Annotated in this window: 24 protein-coding genes and 1 other RNA gene; 7 read left to right on the top strand and 18 right to left on the bottom strand. The window is 57.8% G+C overall.

The genetic code is table 11. The features are described 5' to 3' along the window. The 4 genes from L1C91_RS05905 to L1C91_RS05890 all read right to left on the bottom strand — a co-directional run. The coding region (locus L1C91_RS05905; RefSeq protein ID WP_442872265.1) for a VG15 protein at positions 1–441 on the bottom strand (441 nt) is incomplete at its 3' end. Between the two features lie 110 nt (positions 442–551). Further along, positions 552–1,016 (bottom strand): hypothetical protein, encoded by a 465-nt coding sequence (locus L1C91_RS05900; RefSeq protein ID WP_234858426.1) that lies wholly within the window; start codon positions 1,014–1,016, stop codon positions 552–554. Between the two features lie 23 nt (positions 1,017–1,039). Continuing rightward, a complete protein-coding gene (locus L1C91_RS05895) occupies positions 1,040–1,471 on the bottom strand; it encodes a hypothetical protein (RefSeq protein ID WP_234858425.1) in 432 nt (143 codons plus the stop codon). 103 nt (positions 1,472–1,574) lie between these two features. Next, positions 1,575–2,795: a VG15 protein gene (locus tag L1C91_RS05890; RefSeq protein ID WP_234858424.1), complete on the bottom strand. Its 1,221-nt coding sequence runs from the start codon at positions 2,793–2,795 to the stop codon at positions 1,575–1,577. Between the two features lie 261 nt (positions 2,796–3,056). On the opposite strand from L1C91_RS05890, the gene L1C91_RS05885 reads away from it, so the two are divergent. From L1C91_RS05885 to L1C91_RS05870, 4 genes are all read left to right on the top strand, one after another. Further along, positions 3,057–3,260 (top strand): hypothetical protein, encoded by a 204-nt coding sequence (locus L1C91_RS05885; RefSeq protein ID WP_234858423.1) that lies wholly within the window; start codon positions 3,057–3,059, stop codon positions 3,258–3,260. A gap of 130 nt (positions 3,261–3,390) precedes the next feature. Continuing rightward, a complete protein-coding gene (locus L1C91_RS05880) occupies positions 3,391–3,621 on the top strand; it encodes a DUF4177 domain-containing protein (RefSeq protein WP_234858422.1) in 231 nt (76 codons plus the stop codon). Between the two features lie 373 nt (positions 3,622–3,994). Further along, positions 3,995–4,627 carry a hypothetical protein gene (locus L1C91_RS05875; RefSeq protein WP_234858421.1) on the top strand — a complete coding sequence of 211 codons (633 nt, stop codon included), beginning with the start codon at positions 3,995–3,997 and terminating at the stop codon, positions 4,625–4,627. 12 nt (positions 4,628–4,639) lie between these two features. Next, positions 4,640–5,491, top strand: a complete 852-nt coding sequence (locus tag L1C91_RS05870) for a hypothetical protein (RefSeq protein WP_234858420.1) — start codon at positions 4,640–4,642, stop codon at positions 5,489–5,491. Here the strand turns inward: L1C91_RS05870 and L1C91_RS05865 are convergent. The 6 genes from L1C91_RS05865 to ftsE form a co-directional block, all read right to left on the bottom strand. Continuing rightward, positions 5,488–6,438 (bottom strand): tyrosine-type recombinase/integrase, encoded by a 951-nt coding sequence (locus tag L1C91_RS05865; RefSeq protein ID WP_234858419.1) that lies wholly within the window; start codon positions 6,436–6,438, stop codon positions 5,488–5,490. The two genes, L1C91_RS05870 and L1C91_RS05865, sit on opposite strands and share 4 nt — an antisense overlap. Positions 6,439–6,537: 99 nt before the next feature. After that, positions 6,538–6,720: a hypothetical protein gene (locus L1C91_RS05860; protein WP_234858418.1), complete on the bottom strand. Its 183-nt coding sequence runs from the start codon at positions 6,718–6,720 to the stop codon at positions 6,538–6,540. A 153-nt stretch (positions 6,721–6,873) separates the two neighbouring features. Next, positions 6,874–7,261, bottom strand: a transfer-messenger RNA (tmRNA) gene (ssrA, locus tag L1C91_RS05855). A 112-nt stretch (positions 7,262–7,373) separates the two neighbouring features. Beyond that, on the bottom strand, positions 7,374–7,862 hold the full coding sequence (gene smpB / locus L1C91_RS05850; protein ID WP_234654662.1) for an SsrA-binding protein SmpB: 489 nt from the start codon (positions 7,860–7,862) through the stop codon (positions 7,374–7,376). A gap of 24 nt (positions 7,863–7,886) precedes the next feature. Further along, on the bottom strand, positions 7,887–8,795 hold the full coding sequence (ftsX, locus tag L1C91_RS05845) for a permease-like cell division protein FtsX (protein WP_234858417.1): 909 nt from the start codon (positions 8,793–8,795) through the stop codon (positions 7,887–7,889). Positions 8,796–8,818: 23 nt separating this feature from the next. Beyond that, entirely contained in the window at positions 8,819–9,508 is a 690-nt protein-coding gene (gene ftsE, locus L1C91_RS05840; protein ID WP_234858416.1) for a cell division ATP-binding protein FtsE, read from the bottom strand. 87 nt (positions 9,509–9,595) lie between these two features. On the opposite strand from ftsE, the gene L1C91_RS09415 reads away from it, so the two are divergent. Then, positions 9,596–9,727, top strand: a complete 132-nt coding sequence (locus L1C91_RS09415) for a hypothetical protein (protein WP_268836476.1) — start codon at positions 9,596–9,598, stop codon at positions 9,725–9,727. A 98-nt stretch (positions 9,728–9,825) separates the two neighbouring features. On the opposite strand, the gene prfB is transcribed toward L1C91_RS09415, so the two are convergent. Beyond that, positions 9,826–10,923: a peptide chain release factor 2 gene (gene prfB / locus L1C91_RS05835; RefSeq protein ID WP_041747290.1), complete on the bottom strand. Its 1,098-nt coding sequence runs from the start codon at positions 10,921–10,923 to the stop codon at positions 9,826–9,828. A 36-nt stretch (positions 10,924–10,959) separates the two neighbouring features. On the opposite strand from prfB, the gene L1C91_RS05830 reads away from it, so the two are divergent. Continuing rightward, the gene (locus L1C91_RS05830; RefSeq protein WP_234858415.1) at positions 10,960–11,805 is read left to right on the top strand and encodes an inositol monophosphatase family protein; all 846 of its coding nucleotides are present in this window, start codon (positions 10,960–10,962) and stop codon (positions 11,803–11,805) included. Beyond that, entirely contained in the window at positions 11,789–12,607 is an 819-nt protein-coding gene (gene hisN / locus L1C91_RS05825) for a histidinol-phosphatase (RefSeq protein ID WP_234858414.1), read from the top strand. Before L1C91_RS05830 ends, hisN begins: the two co-directional genes overlap by 17 nt. Positions 12,608–12,696: 89 nt before the next feature. Here the strand turns inward: hisN and L1C91_RS05820 are convergent, their stop codons facing one another. The 7 genes from L1C91_RS05820 to L1C91_RS05790 all read right to left on the bottom strand — a co-directional run bounded on the left by L1C91_RS05820 (position 12,697) and on the right by L1C91_RS05790 (position 18,590). Continuing rightward, positions 12,697–13,836, bottom strand: a complete 1,140-nt coding sequence (locus tag L1C91_RS05820) for a S1 family peptidase (protein ID WP_234858413.1) — start codon at positions 13,834–13,836, stop codon at positions 12,697–12,699. Between the two features lie 209 nt (positions 13,837–14,045). After that, positions 14,046–14,411 carry a biotin/lipoyl-containing protein gene (locus L1C91_RS05815; protein WP_234858412.1) on the bottom strand — a complete coding sequence of 122 codons (366 nt, stop codon included), beginning with the start codon at positions 14,409–14,411 and terminating at the stop codon, positions 14,046–14,048. 17 nt (positions 14,412–14,428) lie between these two features. Next, positions 14,429–14,689 carry a hypothetical protein gene (locus L1C91_RS05810; RefSeq protein ID WP_041747287.1) on the bottom strand — a complete coding sequence of 87 codons (261 nt, stop codon included), beginning with the start codon at positions 14,687–14,689 and terminating at the stop codon, positions 14,429–14,431. 12 nt (positions 14,690–14,701) lie between these two features. Continuing rightward, on the bottom strand, positions 14,702–16,258 hold the full coding sequence (locus L1C91_RS05805; protein WP_234858411.1) for an acyl-CoA carboxylase subunit beta: 1,557 nt from the start codon (positions 16,256–16,258) through the stop codon (positions 14,702–14,704). A 34-nt stretch (positions 16,259–16,292) separates the two neighbouring features. Continuing rightward, a complete protein-coding gene (locus tag L1C91_RS05800) occupies positions 16,293–17,816 on the bottom strand; it encodes a methylmalonyl-CoA carboxytransferase subunit 5S (RefSeq protein WP_046204366.1) in 1,524 nt (507 codons plus the stop codon). 304 nt (positions 17,817–18,120) lie between these two features. Continuing rightward, the gene (locus L1C91_RS05795) at positions 18,121–18,285 is read right to left on the bottom strand and encodes a hypothetical protein (protein WP_234858410.1); all 165 of its coding nucleotides are present in this window, start codon (positions 18,283–18,285) and stop codon (positions 18,121–18,123) included. A 161-nt stretch (positions 18,286–18,446) separates the two neighbouring features. Beyond that, complete coding sequence (locus L1C91_RS05790; protein ID WP_234654643.1) at positions 18,447–18,590, bottom strand: hypothetical protein; 144 nt, start codon at positions 18,588–18,590, stop codon at positions 18,447–18,449. Positions 18,591–18,828: the final 238 nt, after the last annotated feature.

The raw sequence follows: 18,828 nt of genomic DNA, 5'->3' as shown, positions 1-18,828 counted from the left end.
CATGAAGTGCTTAATCTGGTCTTCCGTCTTTTCCTCACCATTACGACCGTCAACATAGGTGCCCGGCTCTTCTTCGTTAGTACGTTGCCAAAGGTCCTTCAGCCGCTTGTATTCCTGCTCGCCTTCCCACGGCTTCCCCTTGACGACAAGCACGGCCTTGCAGTCGCAGTGCCGGTGATAACGGCGACCATCTTTTGATCGCAGTACCGTCTCACGCTTAAACACCGGCCCGCGAGACGCCAACATCGCGCAGAACGCACAGTTGTCTTCACCAACGAGTACCCGCGCCCAACCAAGGACCACTCCCCCACCCTGTCCTGCGGAAGCGTCGAAGTCTTCTTCAGTGACCTTGTACCTGCGTCGGGTCTGTTCATTGGTCAACCCCGGCGCAGAATCGAAATCGGGTTGTGAGACGATCTTGCCTGTCTGCCTGTCTCGCACCATGTTGAGGTTGGCCGTGTTACACCATGAAGCAGTGGCGCCACCAGGGTGGTGGCATGAGAAAACCCACCGACTCAAGGTGAGCGGGTGGGTTTAGTTGTGTGTGCCGGTTAGGCGGCAACTGGCTTGTTGGGCTCGTCGTAGACGAAAGAATGGCTTTCATGCTCAGCCCAACACTTCGGGTCATTGATTGTAGGCGAGAACCTAGAGGGCACATCGGGGTACTGATCGGCAAGAATTCCCCATGCATACGGGGTGTTAAACCGAAGCCAGTCATACAGCTTGTATAAAGCAGTAAGCTTCGAAGGAATCTCCTCTGGATCTTCCGGATTCCAACTGGTGTAAAGCTGAGTTAAGAGCAAAGGCTCATCGGGCCACTCCATCCCCTCCAAGCTAGTAAAGAAGGGATACCCCTCAAACGTGAACGAAAACTCATAGTCAAGCCGAGCAGGATGGTCAATAAACTCCAGGCCAGGACATTCCGCAAACACCGGACGCAGATCCCCACCAGGAATCACCGAAGCACGGCACACAAGATCAATATCCCGCTGATCCCTAATCGGCAACGTCCGCATAATTCTCCCCTTCCATCTACTAATCAGAACTCGACTGTACCAAAGTCTGTCAGAATGACTAGACGGCGGAGGCTCTCCCCCAGGTCACTATCGAGTCCGCGCAGAGTCGAACCGAGTTTATCCAACTTACTGATCTCCAGGCCCCGCGAATCATAAGTGAAGATCGAAGCCTGATTAATCTTCTCTTTGACTGCTTTTCGAATCCGTCCAGGCTCGACTGTAGTCAATTTTTTAATTTCAACTGGAACTCCATCAACGAGGAAATCCGGAGAATGCTCGCCATAAAGCTCTGTGGCTAATTTCTTGTTTTCGTCCGAAAGCGACGAGTGTTCCTTGAGCACTAGGACTTCTTTCGCGCCACGCTCAATTAACCATGCAACCACCAGGCTTTCTTTATCAAACCATTTGTCGTAATTGTCTGAGCTGATTATCTTCTCATCAAGCTTCTTCTGCACAAGTCGCGAATATTCGTCTACTCGCTCTTTCTTGCTGACGTCAGCTTCAACGTACCCAAGTTTGCGCAGAAGATCAGCGCTGGGCTGTTTTCTGTCTTTAGGATCAGGTTTGTCCGCAACCCGACGCTTGTAACGGATAGCCGGATCGTCCCCCCAGTGCTCGTTCTTCTGGTAGGGCCATAGCCCAGGGTTCAACGAAAGCCGCCCTTGCGCCTAGGTTAACGCCCTTTGATTGCTCCGCTTCCACCCAGTTCATGTGGCTTTCCTTTGCAACTTTGTTGAGCTTGTTAATCGATTTTTTAATCTCATCTAGACCAGCATCTCCGTCTTCAGTTCGTTGGTATTCGGTTCTGTCTTCCGAAACCAAGCACATGAAGTGCTTAATCTGGTCTTCCGTCTTTTCCTCACCATTACGACCGTCAACATAGGTGCCCGGCTCTTCTTCGTTAGTACGTTGCCAAAGGTCCTTCAGCCGCTTGTATTCCTGCTCGCCTTCCCACGGCTTCCCCTTGACGACAAGCACGGCCTTGCAGTCGCAGTGCCGGTGATAACGGCGACCATCTTTTGATCGCAGTACCGTCTCACGCTTAAACACCGGCCCGCGAGACGCCAACATCGCGCAGAACGCACAGTTGTCTTCACCAACGAGTACCCGCGCCCAACCAAGGACCACTCCCCCACCCTGTCCTGCGGAAGCGTCGAAGTCTTCTTCAGTGACCTTGTACCTGCGTCGGGTCTGTTCATTGGTCAACCCCGGCGCAGAATCGAAATCGGGTTGTGAGACGATCTTGCCTGTCTGCCTGTCTCGCACCATGTTGAGGTTGGCCGTGTCGTGCACTACCTGCCTACCGGCTGCTTTTGCATGGGTGATGGCCCCAGCGGTGATCTTGTCTACCACGGCTTTGCGTCGCTCTGGATTGCTGATGTCCACTGTGTGGATGCTCAGTTTCTCCAGGTAGGTCTTGGCTGCTTTGTCGTCGAGGTTCTCAATCTCCTCTGGCGTCCAGGCGTTGATGTGCTTGACGCCTAGTGCGTCGAGCAGCATGTCCAAGGTGACTTTCAGTCGGTACTTACGTGGGCGCGCTAACTGGATCGTGTAATTGGCTGCGATATCCGCGCTGATGTTCTTTTCCATCTGTCGGATGTGGACCTCACGGGAGAACTTGCGGTTGTCGCTAATGACCCGGTGTAAGTCGACTGCTATCGGCCATAGAGAAGACACGCCATCTAGTCCGTGCTCATCGAGAATCGATTCCACGTGAGCGCGGATCCAGCGGGGCATGACCTCGTTTTCACGCTGCAGGCTGTACTTGTCCTCAGCCATGAGGTGCGTCCTGTTCTAGCAACGCACCCTGCATGCCCCTATCCCAGGAACGCCGGTTGGTTGCTGATCGCGCGACAGCTCTAGGCCACCCCATCAGCCGCGACAAAATCACCGCTCTTGAAACCGGGAAGAAAAAATCTGTATCGCTAGTCGAGTGCCTGCTGCTAGCAGCAGGCACTCGACACGATCCCTCTTGCTCTGATCTATGGCACCGTTGAAAACGAGATCGAGGTCCTTCCTGGCGACCTGAGGACAACGGCAATGGCCTGGTACTTCTTCAACCGCCATCCTGGTGAAGCCGACCTCGTTGCCCTAATGAACGAGCTTCGGAAGGTCGAACTGGCGATCAACGTCGCAGAGTCTGGCGATAAAAAGGTTGGAAACTTAGCGGCTCAACTGGTCGGAACGGACGACCTCGATGAACTGCTGACTAAGCGCGACGCTATACGCAAGCAGCTGAACTGACATCCCCCAGCCATGTGCTAGGAAGCCGTCCGCGTCGCGGGCGGCTTTGCCCCCTACCCCCACGCGGGTCTAAAGCCCATCACGCCACCAATAAACTCACCCCAAAACAATTCCCGAGAAAGGAACCACCATGGCCGAACAACCCCACTACGTCGTCCTCCAAGTAGTTCTCAAAGAGAAGCTCATCACCACCGGCTCCGCCAACCTCTCAGTCTTGGAGCAGACCATCAATGCGCAGGCAGAAAAGGGCTACCGACTGCACACCATCAGCACGGCATCCTCCGGCAGCAAGGGCCTACTGGGCGGCGACCGTATCCAGGCAACCCTCGTGTTTGAAAGCATCGAGCAGGCCTTGGGCTAGCCCCTCCTCGCCCCGGGTTTGTGGCCGTCCGCGTCGCGGACGGCTTCTTTTATGCCCTAGCCCGGCGCGCTCGCCCCGTCTTACCCCACAGTGCGGACGACTTACCCCACCCCCGGCTGGGCTGCGGTGTTGGAAAACGTAAGAAAACGTAGAAAAATAGGGAAACGTTTACTTTTCAGGGAGGTGCACCATGAGCGACTCAAACGTCACAGACCTAAACCAATGGCGCGAGGATCGAACCTCAAGCACCCGGTTTTTCACGACAGTATACGAAGTCGCCCCCACAGGCTCCCGCCCCCTCCTTGTTCGCGCAGACAACGGCTCGAAGTACTGGTGCAAACAGCTAAATAACAGCCAAGGGCCCGAGGTTGTGGTGAACGAACTCGTCACGAGCATCATCGGCGACGCAATCGGCGCACCGATCCCTAAGTGGACAATACTCCGCCCTTCGCCCACCTTGATCGGAAAGCGGTTCAGGAACTCCCGCAACCCCAACGAGATGACTTGTGTTTTCGAAGAACCAGTGTTCGGCTCGCTAGTCGTTGATTTTCCTGGTATCCCGATGCATAGCAGCGTGTTCCAATTCGTTGATGATAATTCGAACCAGCGCCGCATTGCCCGCCTAATCGCGCTGATCTTGATCTGCAACGGCCAAGATGTGCAGTTCTCCTACGAGAAGGAAAACGACAATACGATATGGTGCTTCGACTTCGGTTTCTGGTTTGATTCTCACGAGAGCCCCTGGGGCTTAACGCCCCATGATGCCGCCTTCGGCAGGCCAGATCTGCCATCGCTCCATACCTGCATCTCAGAGAGATACTGGCACGAAGCCATTGATACACTCAACCAGTTGAACGCCACAACCCTAATTGAGGACATCACGCACCATTTGCCGGAAGAATGGAAAATACCGGAAGCCCGTGTCGTCCAACTCGTGCGGTACGCAATCGAAAGACGTGATTACGCCAAGCAGGAGCTAAGTAGACTACAACAAGCTTATTTCTAGGAAGGAGGAAAGATGCTAATCAAGTACCGCGTTGTCACCGCACGTCCGTCTCCATGGTCGGTCACTTCGGTAGGCATCGGCATCATCGCAGAGGATCCAAGCACCCAGCAGATCCGCTCCCGTTTTCTCAACGGACACGCCTACCGCAGGCTTGAGGTTCTCGGAATCCAACCCTATGTTCATTCCATCGCGCAGGAGCTATCGCAAGCACTGAACAAGGCCCAGCCCTTGGCGACACAGCTCGGATTCTCCGAACCCGAATTAAGCACCCCTGGATACCTTGCTGTTATCGAGAAGCATTGGAACGGCACCGTCCGAATATCCCCTCCCAGCGTGATGGATGCCGATAGTGTTGATGCTTGCTTGGACATCCTCTTCGAAGACCTCATCGGGCTGTCCTCCAAGCCTCGCAAGCAGTCTCCGCGAGAGCAGCTGCGCGGTAAAGTGAGCCGAGCTTATCAGGGGATTCCTGCAGTTCTGACGAAGCGCCCGCGCCTAAATATTGCTGGAATAGACCGGAGCTTCGACTTTGCTGTTCAGTCTGAGTACGGCGTCGAAGAGATCAGCCAGACTCAGATCTTCGGTACCGATGAAGACCTGGTGCAAACAGCGGACGCCTTGACCCAGCGAATACAAGAGCTCCGAACGAATGGTGCAACATACATCCACAACGGCGAGCACCACACGATCGGCAATGACGTGGAAATTGCTGTATTTTTTACGATCCCCCACGCAGACCGCAATGAAGCGAAGGAGCTGGCCGCTAGTTACTCCACGCGATGGGCTGACGAACGCACACGGGTAATCCCTGCACTGGCAATACCTGAGCATGCCCATCGGCTAGCAGAACGCATCGGGGCCTAGCCCGCACGGAAGGAGGCGTTAACCCTGTCCAACACCTCCTCCGTGCGCTGCTCCGTCGCCCGCAGATAGATCTCCGTAATCGTCTTCAAATCCACCTGCCCCAACATCCGACCAATCGCAGGAATCGGCATACCCGCCTCCGCCAGCATCGTAATCAACCACACCCGCCCATAATGCGGCAAAATCTTACCCTCCGCACCCGCACGCTTCTTGGCTGTGGCCAACCGACACCGGTAACTGGTGTCCATCACCACCTTGCCCAACGCGGTCACGCAGATCTGCGCGTCGGCAGGTTGCGGTGCAAACTTCTCCAAGTGCTCTTTAATCATCGGAACGAACTCAGGGAACACCGGAACGTCGCGGACGCCGGCGTCCGTCTTCGGAGTTTCAAGGCGCACCATCCCACCACCGGCGTTGTCGCGGTAGGCACTGCCGCGCACATGCACCACAACCTGGTCGCCAGTGACATCGATGTCCATGCGACGCAAGGCCAGGACCTCCCCGATACGCAGACCGTGGAAGAAGGTCAGAACACCGATAATGCGGTGCCGCGGCTCCAGCTCATCAACGATCGCTCGCATCGTCTCATAGGTCGGCAGTTCCTTACGTTCCGACTTCGGGCGCTTAATGCCCAGCCCTGCAGCAGGATTAATTGGCAGCAACTCGCGTTCCACGGCAGCTTTCAGCGCGGCCGATAGGCGGCACAACGCCGAGTGGTTTTCTTGCTGGCGCCCATAGGTAGCCTCCAGAGCATCCCACCAACGCATAACCTGGCCACGCGTCAGACTCGCCAGCGGGAGGTGTTGAAAGTTCTTCGCAGCCCCAGGTGCTTTGAACACCCTGCGGTCCAGCACCGCGCGATAGTTCTGCATCGTCGAAGGCTTCAACGCGCGTGACTGGATCTCCAGCCACTGCTGTAGCCACTGGCCGACGGTAATGTCCGCCATCTCCTCGAGTTCCTTCTGCGCGGCTCGCTGCTTCGGTGGCGCCCACTCCCCTTTCTCCAGAAGGCGCTCCTCGGTGTTCAGCCACGCGCGGGCCTCACCCTAGTCGTAGAAAGGATGCGGGCCGGAATGCTTGACCCCATCCGGGCCGACGTAGCGCGCGATAGCGCCCAGACGGTAGCTCGCTAATAGTTCCGAATGATCGACGGCGTGGCATGAACACTCCCCAAGGGTGGATGCAGGGCAGGAAGCCAGCCAAGAGAATGCACATTGCACAGTGTCCACGTGGTCTTGCGTGGTCCGAAACGTGGTCTCTACGTGGTCTCCAGGCTTTCCTACGTTTTCTCTATTTTCCCACCTTTACCTTACAGAAACACGCCGCAACCTGCGGAAAATGAAGAAAAATACCCCCCGACCTGCAAGAGGTCAGGGGGCACAAAGTGGAGCTGCCGAGAATCGAACTCGGGTCCTACGCCACCTCGCCAGGGCTTCTCCGTGCGCAGTTCGCACAGTATCTCTACTCGACCCTCCAGATCAGGCAAACATGTCTGGATGATAGGCCCAGTTGTCGGTAAAAATGTCCTTCCCCATCCCGTCAACACAACGAGGAAGTAAGTTCCCGTAATCGATGCCGAAGTCCAAGCCAGGAACAAACCTGGGTCCGACAGACACGCGGTCGCTAGCTCTTAATTAGGCAGCGAGTGCGTAGTCGCGCTGAGTGTTCTCGGCGCTTATAGGTTTGCTACGACGCTTACGGTGGTCTCTAGCCTGCACCGGCACGCTTCCCCTGGCTCACTGTACGCAGTCGAAACCAAAAATCAGCCCCATACAGCCGCGCCCCGAACGGGATAGTGCTCGTCTTCCGAAGCGCAAGCACCGATCCTAGCAGCAACCCGCCCGCGACGCCACACCCCGCGACGTCATCAATGTTGACGAAACTAACCCTTGATGCCCTTGACTCGGCGGCCAAGCTCGCGGGTAATGTCGCGTTCCTCAGCCCTACGCTTCAAATCCTGACGCTTGTCATAATCCTGCTTACCAGCAGCCAAACCCAGCTCCACCTTCAGGCGACCGTCCACAAAGTACAACTTCAACGGAACCAAAGTCTTGTTCCCGTCGCGGACCTTACCCATCAGAGTGTCAATCTCTTTACGATGCAACAACAACTTACGAACACGACGCGGCTTATGGTTAGTCCACGAACCATGCGAATACTCATTGATGTAGAGGTTGCGCAGCCACACTTCCCCATCATCGATCGTGGCAAACGTGTCCACCAGGCTGACCTTGCCTTCGCGAAGCGCCTTGATTTCCGTACCCACCAAAACAATCCCGCACTCATAAGTGTCCAGGATGTTGTAGTCGTGGCGCGCCTTACGGTTAGTCGCCACGACCGGATTCTGGGTGGGTTTCTTCTTCTTTGCCATAACGGTGGACGATTCTACTGTGCTTTACTTGCGCACGTAGAACCGCAGGGTGATCTGCGCAGTAATCGCCGCGAAGAATACGCCAACAATCGCGACAATCGGCGACACAACCCACAGGTCATTCGTAGTAACCGGCGCAATCAACTGACTGTCGTACAAACCCTTGAGGGCCTTATCAAGCAGCAGGGCCTTGCCGGCGAACAAACCGCCCACAGCGCACACCGCACCAACCAACGCCGCGATGACCGCCTCCACCACGAAGGGTGCCTGGGTGAACCAGCGGGAAGCACCCACCAGACGCATGATCGACATTTCTTCCCTGCGTGAGAACGCCGCGATCTGGACCATGTTCGCAATCAGGAAGATCGCCGCAATCGCCTGAATACCGGCGAGGATGAACGTCGCATTACGGACGGCGTCAAGATTGTCGGTAGCGCCACGCAAATCGTCGACCTGATCAATCACATCAGACACCTGCGGCAACTTACGCACAGGATCAAGAGAACTGGTGTCCAACGGATCCTTCATGCGGACATGGAAAGCGGCGGGAAAAGCGTCCTTCGACGTTGCCTCGACCAACTGAGGGTCAGTGTTCTGGAAAACCTCAACAAAGCGCTCGTAGGACTGTTCACGGTTGCGGAACGTCACCGATTCCACCCCCTTACCCTCAGCGTCTTCGAGAAGTTTGCGTACTTCCGTGCACTCCTTGGACTTACAGTTGGGGTCCTCGGCAGAGGTCTTGTCATCGAGCTGGATCATCACCTCGACGCGATCCAAATAGATTTCCTTCGTCCGCTCGGTCATACCGGTGACCAGAAAACCGGTGGCGAGCAGAGCAAGAGAAATGGCAGTCGTGATGACGAGCGCGATCGTCATCGTCAGGTTTCGTCCGAGACCGTGAAGGGCCTCGCGCAGAATATATCCGAGTCGCATGGTGGCTTAATCCTTCTAGGTGTCTATCGGTCGAGTCCATAGACGCCGTGGGCGTCATCGCGGACGAGTGTTCCAAGGTTGAGCTCGATCACGCGGCGTCGCATCGCGTCCACCGCAGCGGCATTGTGAGTCGACATAACCACGGTGGTTCCAGCCTTGTTGATTCGGTTGAGCAGCACCATGATTTCGCTGGACGTATCCGGGTCTAGGTTGCCCGTGGGCTCATCGGCAAGCAGCACAAGAGGCTTGTTCACCGTTGCTCGCGCAATGGCCACACGCTGCTGCTCACCACCGGAGAGTTCGCCGGGCATGCGGTTAGCTTTTGATTCCAGGCCAACCATTTCGAGGGTTTCGGGGACCAGCTTCTTGATGGTCTGATTGTCCTTGCCGATCACTTCTAGTGCGAAGGCCACGTTGTCGTACACGTTCTTCTTCGGCAACAGTCGGAAGTCCTGGAAGACGTATCCAACGCGCTGGCGCAGCTTGTTAATTTGGGAGCCGCGGAGCTTGTTGACGTGGAAGTCCCCGAGGTGAATATCGCCGCTGGTGACGTTTTGTTCACGCAGCATGAGCTCGAGGAACGTGGACTTTCCACTACCTGACGGGCCGATGAGGAAGACGAAGTCTCCCTTGTCGATAGTCAGGCTGATGTTGTCCAGCGCAGGGCGCGTAGATGTTTTGTACAGCTTAGTTACCTGGTCGAAGGTGATCACAAAAACCACAATAGTTTACTTTCGCACCATGCGAAACTTGAATGCGGCGGCGGTATGAGCCAGAACATGGTTTGCTATGGTGTCGCGGTGGCCGAATATTCTGACCTGATCCTCACAGCCACGACCGAGCTGTTTGTCCGCCATAAGGCCCGCGAGCTCGTGGATCACGATCACGTCAACTATGAGGCTGCGTCCTTCCAAGGTGTCACCCCCCAGTGATGATGACGCCGCGTCCGATGCTGCCAACAATGAGGCTTCCGGTAAAGACCCGTCTGACGCTCCGGTGGAGGATGAGCAGCATAAAGACTGGCTGGGGGCTAGTCGGCCTCTGCCATTCGCCAGCGGATACCGGCCTCCAGGAAGCCATCGATATCACCATCGAGCACCTTGGAGGGATCCCCTACCTCGTAGTTCGTCCGAAGGTCTTTAACCATCTGGTAGGGGTGCAACACGTAGGAACGCATCTGGTTGCCCCACGATGCGTTGCCTCCAGCGCCAAGGGCGTCCAGCTCTGCGCGCTCCTCCTGACGCTTACGCTCAAGCAGCTTCGCCTGAAGCACCCGTAGCGCGGAAGCTTTGTTTTGGATCTGGGATTTTTCATTCTGACAGGTCACCACGATGCCCGTGGGGATATGAGTCAAGCGCACCGCAGAGTCCGTGGTGTTGACTGACTGACCGCCGGGCCCAGAAGAACGATAAACGTCAACGCGGATCTCGGAGTCGGGAATATCGATGTGGTCCGTCTGCTCAACGACAGGAAGTACTTCGACTTCTGCAAAAGAGGTCTGACGGCGCCCTTGATTGTCGAAGGGGCTGATGCGCACGAGGCGGTGGGCTCCCTGTTCGACCGACAACTGTCCGTACATGTATTCGCCGTGCACCACAAACGTCGCGGATTTGATGCCCGCTTCTTCGGCGTAGGACACGTCGTAAACCTCGACCTTGTGCCCTTTCTTTTCTGCCCACCGCACGTACATGCGCATGAGCATCTCCGCCCAGTCCGCGGCATCGACGCCACCGGCTCCGGAACGGATATTGATAACAGCTTCGCGAGCATCGTATTCCCCAGAGAGCATGGTGGTGACTTCGAGGGAATCGATAGCAGCGCGTAGCTCTTCGAGTTCGGCGTCAGCCAGCTCTGGCCCCTCGCCTTCCTCCTCTGCCAGCTCATACATAACCGGCAGGTCTTCGATGCGTTGACGCAGGTCAGCGAGCTTGCGGAGAGTGCCTTGTTTTTGGGACAGTGCGGAGGTCACCTGCTGCGCGGTCTCGGGATTGTCCCACAGGCTGGGGTCGGAGGCTTTGGCTTCGAGCTCTCGGACTTCCTCATCCAGGGTGGCGGGATCGAGGACCTTCTCGATGGTGGTGAGGGTCGCATCGAGGTTGGCGATGGCGGAGCTTACTTCGGGTTGCACAATCGCAAAGTCTAGCGCGCCTGGCACAATAGGGGTATGACTAAGGGCACTGCCGCGGCGAATCCTCCGAATATGGAGGAGATGATCGACGCTTTAACCAAGACGTTTGTCATTTCTCACGAGACTGATTCCGATGAGCATTTGGCTCAAGCATTGGTCTTCAACGCTGGGCGTCTGGCGTGGCGTTTACGTAGCTCTGTGGATTTAAAGGCGGAGCAGAAAACAAATGTTACTGACGTCGTGACGGTTGCTGACCGCGCGGCGGAGCGCTTCGTTGCAGGTGTCCTGGCGCAGCTTCGACCCGAAGACGGTCTGCTGGGCGAAGAGGGGGCTTCCAGTGATTCTTCTTCCGGCCGCCGTTGGGTGATCGATCCGATCGATGGCACGTGGAATTTCACCTCGGGCAGTGATTATTTCTGCTCGGCGCTTGCTCTTGTCGAGGACGACAATCCTATTTTCGGGGCGGTGCATCGCCCCGCGATGGGATACACGTGGTTCGGTGGGCCGGATATTCCGACCACTAGGGATGGACAACCCGTGCCTCGTCTGGAGGAGGCGCCGATGAGCCAGTTGTGTTTGGGCACTTACCTGCACCCGACGCGTTTCGGCGAACCCGTGAAAAAGACGTGGGAGCAAGTGATTAGCAATTTCGGCACCGTCCGCATGTTGGGTAGTGCTTCGATCGATCTTGGGTCGGTTGCCGATGGCACTCTGGGGGCGTGGCTTCAGCATAGTGTCGCGGAGTGGGACTGGCAGCCCGGGCGTGCCCTTGTGGAGGGCGCCGGTGGTTCGACTGCTCGCGTGGGTAAATGGTGTATCGCTGGAAATAGCCAGGTTGTGAAAGAAATGGCGGAGGTTTTAAACAATGCCGACAGCATCTAAAAGTTCTGAGGCAGCCGGCGGCGCGTACGCTGCGGATCTTGCGCTCGCGTTGAAGCTTGCTGACGTCGCGGATGCTGTGACGTTTCCAAGGTTTCAGGCCTCCGACCTGTCTGTCGACACAAAGCCAGACATGACTCCTGTGTCAGACGCGGACTTGGCCTGCGAGCGGGCATTGCGCACTGAGCTACAGCGGCTCTGCCCAGATGATGAGGTCCTCGGTGAGGAGTTCGGCGGCACCGCGTCTTTTTCTGGCCGCCAGTGGGTGATTGACCCGATTGATGCGACGAAGAACTACGTTCGTGGTGTGCCGGTCTGGGCCACCCTCATCGCACTCCTCGATGATGGAAAGCCTGTGGTGGGTGTTGTATCGGCGCCTGCGTTGGGCCGCCGATGGTGGGCGTCTGCGGGCGATGGCGCGTTCAGACAAGCGTTGGGTAAGCCCGCGGAGAAGATTTCTGTGTCTAAGGTTGCCCGCATCGAGGACGCTTCTGTGTCCTTTTCCTCCCTCGATGGGTGGCGCGACTGCGGCAAGCTCGATGCCTTCCTCAAGCTCAGTGACGTCACCTGGCGTTTGCGCGGGTTCGGCGACTTTTATTCGTACTGCCTGGTGGCCGAGGGTGCCGTTGATGTCGGCCTAGAGCCGGAGGTCTCCCTGTGGGACCTCGCTCCCCTAGCGGTCCTCGTTGAGGAGGCCGGCGGAACCTTCACCAACGTCGCCGGCACCCCTGGCCCCCATGGTGGTTCAGCTGTCGCGACTAACGGCGCGCTTCATGACGCCGTGTTGCGCACTCTGAACACCTAAAGGTGCGCTCGCAGTTGTGCCGCCGCTGTCCACATTCTGGACGACGGCGGCACATGCGGTACTACGCGTAACGAACGCGCTGCACCTGGCTACGCTGCAGGGGTGAATCCCGCGCCAATGCCTTGGCGGGCATCCAAGTCGGCGACCACTCGGTCGATGCGCGTGGACAAGGTCGGGGAGAACAGCGGACCTTGCCATGGGGTGGTGCAGGGCGCTCCGGGGATCAGCCCACCGGAGACCATGCCGACAACCTTGCTGCCCTGCAACAGCGGCGCACCAGAGTCACCATTCATGGCGCACAGCTGGGAAATGTTCAAGCCTTCTGCGTTGCTCAGACTGACCCCGTAGGTGGTGCCGGTTGCGACACCATGCTTGGCGACAACCTCGCCCGGCGCCAATGGGGCGCCGCCGACCTCAGAGACGTGCACGCCGTTGTAGGTGCCCGTGATCTTGGCGTTGTCGTCGAAGCGGATCAGCGCATAGTCCTTTTCCGGCACTCGGGCGACAATCTGCCCACTGGGCCCCAGGTTGTAGGAGTCAGCCGACAGGACTTTCTCCCCCACCTGGCCGCAGTGCGCAGCGGTCACGCCAACCTTGTTTCCCGCGGCGTCATAACCTGCAAAGGCGAGTGTGCAGAAACCCTTTTCACCCACATAGATCGGGGTTCCGGGACCATAGAGGGAATAGCCTTGCGCTTCCGCGTCAAGGGATTCTTGCGGGATATCCGGGGCGTGGAACATGCTGCCCTCGACACGGTGAAGCACGGCGCCGGGCTTCATCGCCATCAGCTGTGCGTGGGGATCAGTAGTCCAGGTGTAGTCCGGCCCGTTAAGCTTCGCGGGCTCGGCGACCGGCAGCACCGGGGCCTGAATGCTGGGGGCCACAACCTGGGTGCCGAACTGCGCATTGAACTGTTCCGTTGCAGCCTTCAGCTGCGCATTAGCGTCCGCAACCTGCTGACCAACCTGCCGATTGATGTCGTTAAACAATGCGTCGACCGGGGTCGCCGTGAAGAAGTTACTGGGCAGGGCAGTTTCCACGACCGTGCCGGCAGCTACCGCGGCGTCAGCATTTACGGCAGCATTCGCGGTGTTGGCGGTGTTGTTGGGGATAATTGGCGACGCCGCGTCGGCCGGGGCTTCATCGGCAAAGGCTGAGGTGGCGGGCAGGGACACGAGAAGGCAAGCCCCCAACACGGTGATGGCGGGGCGTAGAGAAAAGGACGGCATAGCACCCCATTGTGCCAGCGCATTAGGTGTGACAATCCTCGGCGCGCGGGGCCACGAATGTCACGAAATGACAACAGGTCGGCGCAGCCTCGTGAGAGTGCGCCGACCTGTTGTTTTTGCCCAGACCCGGATGCTGTCGGTGCCGCACCGGGGCTACGTCGGGGCTAGTTGGGGGTTGCTTCGGGGTTAGTTGGGGGGTTGCTTCGGGGTTAGTCATCGATTTCGATGAGGCCCTGTCCGCCTTGAACCGCATCGCCCTCGGACACGTGGATAGCACCGACGGTGCCGGCCTTCGGCGCGGTAATTTCCGTTTCCATTTTCATGGCTTCCAGCACGAGCAGGACCTGACCTGCCTCAATGGCGTCACCCACTGCAACGAGCACCTTGGATACGGAGCCCGCAAGGGGGGCTGCGATAGCGTTTGCAGACACGCCCTGGATGGAGGCGGTCGTGGGGGCGGCAGGAGTGTTGGTCGGGCTAGAGCCGAAGACAATCGAACCGAGCTGGCGGGTCTCTTCCTCCACCTCGACGTCGACGGAGTAGGCAATACCGTTGACGGTCACCTTAAGTTTCATGGTTGTTCCTTAAACGTTTAGAGCTTGCGACTCAGGGTCTGCACAGCCTGACGGCCTTGTGCTGCCCACGTGCGGTGGCGGCTGAAGTGAACGGCTTTAACCTTGCCCTTGTTGCCCAGGTAGGCGGACACGGCAGCCGAAATAGCAAGGAGGACATCCTCCGGGATCTCTTGCTGGGAACGCTGCTTGAGCTCCTGCAGCTCGGACTCGACGACCGCGAGCCTGGCTTGCACAGCTTCAAGCTTTTCCAGTAATTGTGCATTGGTGATCTCTGACATGGCCATCGCTCCTTACACCGGGCCGAGCCCGTGCTTCTTGGCAGGACGCGAGACGCGCTTGTTCGCCAGAAGCTCCAGGGCCATCGCAATCTCGCGACGAGTATCCGCTGGGTCAATGATGTCGTCGACCAGTCCGCGAGAGGCGGCCATGAACGGAGTCGAGAAGGTCTCCTTGTACAGCTGGATTAGCTCGGCACGCTTAGCTTCCTTATCCTCCGCTGCTTCGATCTCCTTGCGGAAAACGACATTGACGGCACCTTCGGCACCCATGACGGCGATCTCTGCGGTCGGCCATGCGAAGACCTTATCCGCGCCCAAGTCCTTCGAGCACATGGCTAGGTATGCGCCACCGTAAGACTTCCGCAGCACGACCGTGATCTTCGGAACGGAAGCAGCCGAGTACGCATAGAGCATCTTGGCGCCGTGTCGGATAATGCCGCCGTGTTCCTGGGTCACGCCCGGCATGAAACCGGGCACGTCGACGAGGGTGACCAGTGGGATGTTGAAGGCATTGCAGAAGCGGATGAACTCGCTGCCCTTGTCGGAAGAGTTGATATCCAATACACCGGACATCACGTTGGGCTGGTTGGCGATGACGCCGACCGTGCGGCCGACCACTCGGGCGAAACCGGTCACAATATTTGGTGCGAAGCCAGCCTTGACTTCGAGGAAGTCCCCGCGGTCGACGATGCGCGCGATGATTTCGCGGACATCGTAGCCCTTCTTGCCGTCGACCGGAACAATGTCACGCAATGCTGGGTCGGGCTCGACGATTTCTTCAGGATCGACGATCGGAGGTTCTTCAGTGTTGTTCTGCGGCAGGAAGCTCAACAGCTTCTGAGCAATCAACACGGCCTGCTCATCGTCATCGGCGACGAAGTGGATGTTGCCAGCCTTCGCCATATGGGCATCAGCGCCACCCAACTGCTCTGCGGTGACGTCCTCACCGGTCACAGACTTGATCACGCCGGGGCCAGTGATAAACATCTGAGCCTTGCGTGTTTGGATGATGAAGTCGGTCAACGCGGGGGAATATGCCGCGCCACCTGCGCAGGGGCCAGCGATGATGGACACCTGGGGCACCAGGCCGGACAGCAACACATTGTTGTAGAACACCTTGCCGTAACCAGAGAGGGAATCAATGCCCTCCTGCACGCGGGCTCCACCAGAATCGTTGATGAACACAAACGGCGTACCCGTGGTGGCAGAAGCCTGCATCATGGCGGCTACCTTGTTGGACTGGGTCTCACCCGCGGAGCCACCCATGACGGTAAAGTCCTGGGAAGCAATGTGCACGGGGCGACCAAACACAGCGCCGGAACCGGTGACCACACCATCGGCGGGAGCAACAGCCTTATCCATTCCGAAGTGGGTGGTGCGGTGCTTGGCGAACATTCCGGTTTCCTGGAAAGTACCGGCATCAATAAGCGCTTCGATGCGCTCTCGGGCTGTCATCTTCCCTTTTGAGCGTTGCTTATCGAGCTTCGCCTCACCACCGCCTAGCTCAACGTCGTGCTTCGCCTTGGCCAGAGCGTCGAGGCGCTCCTCCATTGTGGGTTCTGTAGTCATTTTTCGAACTCCTAGGGGGTTATACGGTGCCGGACTAGGCCGGCTCCACCTTGACGGTCTGGGAACGGCCACCAACGGTGACCTTGTACTGGATCGGCTCGCGCACAGCATTCGCTGCACCCGACGCGGCGTCCTGCTCACGCTTCAACTGTTCGGCAGTCTTGCCGACGTTCTTCGGGCCCTCACTACGGGTCTTGAAGAAGCCCGGCGCGACACCCGGGAACAATGCGTTGGTGAGCACGTCTTCGTCGCTACCGTCGAAGCCTTCCAACCCCTCGGCCTCGGTGCGCAACTGATCCCACTCCGGGTCGAGCAAGTCCGCAGGGCGGCACGTGATCGGCTGCTTCTTGGTCTGCTCTTCAGCTTGCTTGATCAGCTCAGGGTCGCGCTCGCCGATGCACTCGCCGTAGTAACCGAGCATGAGGTCGGCGAACTCGGCGGTCATCACCTTGTATCGGCCCATCAGCACGTTGAACACGGCCTGGGTGCCAACGATCTGGGAGGAGGGCGTCACCAGCGGCGGGTAACCGGCGTCCTTGCGAACACGCGGCACCTCCTGCATGACCTCGTCGATACGGTCGCCCGCACCCTGGGCCTTCAGCTGGGATTCCATGTTGGACAACATGCCGCCGGGGATCTGGGAGAGGAAGATGTTGGTGTCCACCAAGGTGGCGGACTCGAACTCCGCGTACTTCGGGCGAACCTGCTTGAAGTGATCGCGGATGTTGATCAGCCGCTCCATATCCAGATCGGTGGTGTAGCCGGTGCCCTCCAGCATTTCCACCAAGGATTCAGTCGGGTTGTGCCCCGGCCCCAAAGACATCGAGGAAATCGCGGAGTCAACTACGTCCGCGCCTGCCTCAATAGCCTTCATCAAGGTCACCAAGGTCACGCCAGTGGTCGAGTGGCAGTGTACATTGATCTGCGTGTCCTCGCCATAGGTTTCCTTGATTCCGCGGATGATGTCGTATGCAGGCTGCGGCTTAAGCAGGGCAGCCATGTCCTTCAGGGCAATAGAATCCGCACCCATGTCCAACAGGCGTCCTGCCTGCTTGATGTATCCCTCGACGTCATGAAGCGGTGAGGTGGTGTAGCAGATGGTACCTTGAGCGTGCTTGCCGACGTTCTTGACCGCAGCCATAGCGTGCTCGAGGTTACGGGGGTCATTCAGTGCGTCGAACACGCGGAAAACGTCCATGCCGTTCTCCGCGGACTTCTCGACGAACTTATCAACCACCATGTCCTCGTAGTGGCGGTAACCCAAAAGGTTCTGGCCACGCAGCAGCATCTGCAGGCGGGAATTCGGCATCAGCTTGCGGAAGGTACGCAGGCGCTCCCACGGGTCCTCGTTGAGGAAGCGGATGCAGGCGTCAAAAGTGGCGCCACCCCAGCACTCGACACTCCAGAAACCAGCCTTGTCGAGGTCCTCACAGGCCCCAACCATGTCCTCCATGGCCATGCGAGTAGCCATGAGCGACTGGTGAGCGTCGCGCAGGGCGACTTCCGTGACACCAATCTTTCGTGATGTGTTCGGTTTATCCGATGTTTGCGGGCTCATACTCTCAAAAGTAGACCTTCCTCCCACACGATGGAGTGTGACGATTTAGATCACTTTTTAGGTACACAGTCCGAACGGACAGAATTTCCCACACCCCAATGAGGGGCAGCGCAACCCCCGCCGCCCGTTCGGGCAAAAGTCCACATCATCGGGGTGTTTAGGCAACACTGTTCAACCGGCGGGGTTAACAATGGGGGTAGATCCCCTAATCACGCAGCGCCCGGCATCAGTGGCAAACCACACACCAGTGCCAGGCGCCCCACGGACGCATCCCCACCATAAGTAACAAGCAGCCTCGAGATGCTTACAAGGCCCTCACTTCAGAATCAATCAAGGCATCGGGATCGTCGTCAAAAGCACTCTTGAGCCCCCGCACCAACCCCTGCCGAATATCAACAGACATCACGGGGTCATTGAGCAGCGACCACACCGTAGCCAGGAACGCTCTGCGGTGCTCATCATTGGGCAAAGTCGCAGCCCCTTCCAATCATCAGGCTACTCACCCCGCGGTGCCGGCAGCGCTTCGGCACAGTGCATAGGTAGTCACCGCGGCGTCAGCAAGAAGGAGCTTGCCTTCCCCGGAACTAACATAAGCGTTCAAACTCTCGGCCAAAGCTGCCAGGAGGACCTCTACATCTGACGATCCATTGTGGAGCAGGCAGCCTTCGCAAAGCCTTGGGGCGTATCCAGGTTGGCCTGCGCAAGATCGGGGTGAACAAGCTGGGTCAGAGCTTTGTGGCGCTGGCGCCAGCCGAGAGTATCGCTACTGTGCATGTCACTAGGGTAAAGGGTGCTAGCCAAACACACCCTAAACAGTCCATCAAACACCCCACGACGGGGTAGGACACCCTCTACTTCTGTGTGGAGTGTTCGCGAACCCTACCCCACTCCGACCGATGCACGACCGGGTTTCAACTGCCAATTTGCCACAGAAGGATGCGGTGTTGTAGAGTTCTTCTCTGTTGCCAATCGGTACATCCGGTTAGCACAACAACGTGGTGAATAACGTGGC

It is taken from the genome of Corynebacterium argentoratense, assembly GCF_021491455.1.
Lineage (GTDB): Bacteria > Actinomycetota > Actinomycetes > Mycobacteriales > Mycobacteriaceae > Corynebacterium > Corynebacterium argentoratense_A.
This window is presented reverse-complemented; position numbering and strand designations above follow the sequence as displayed.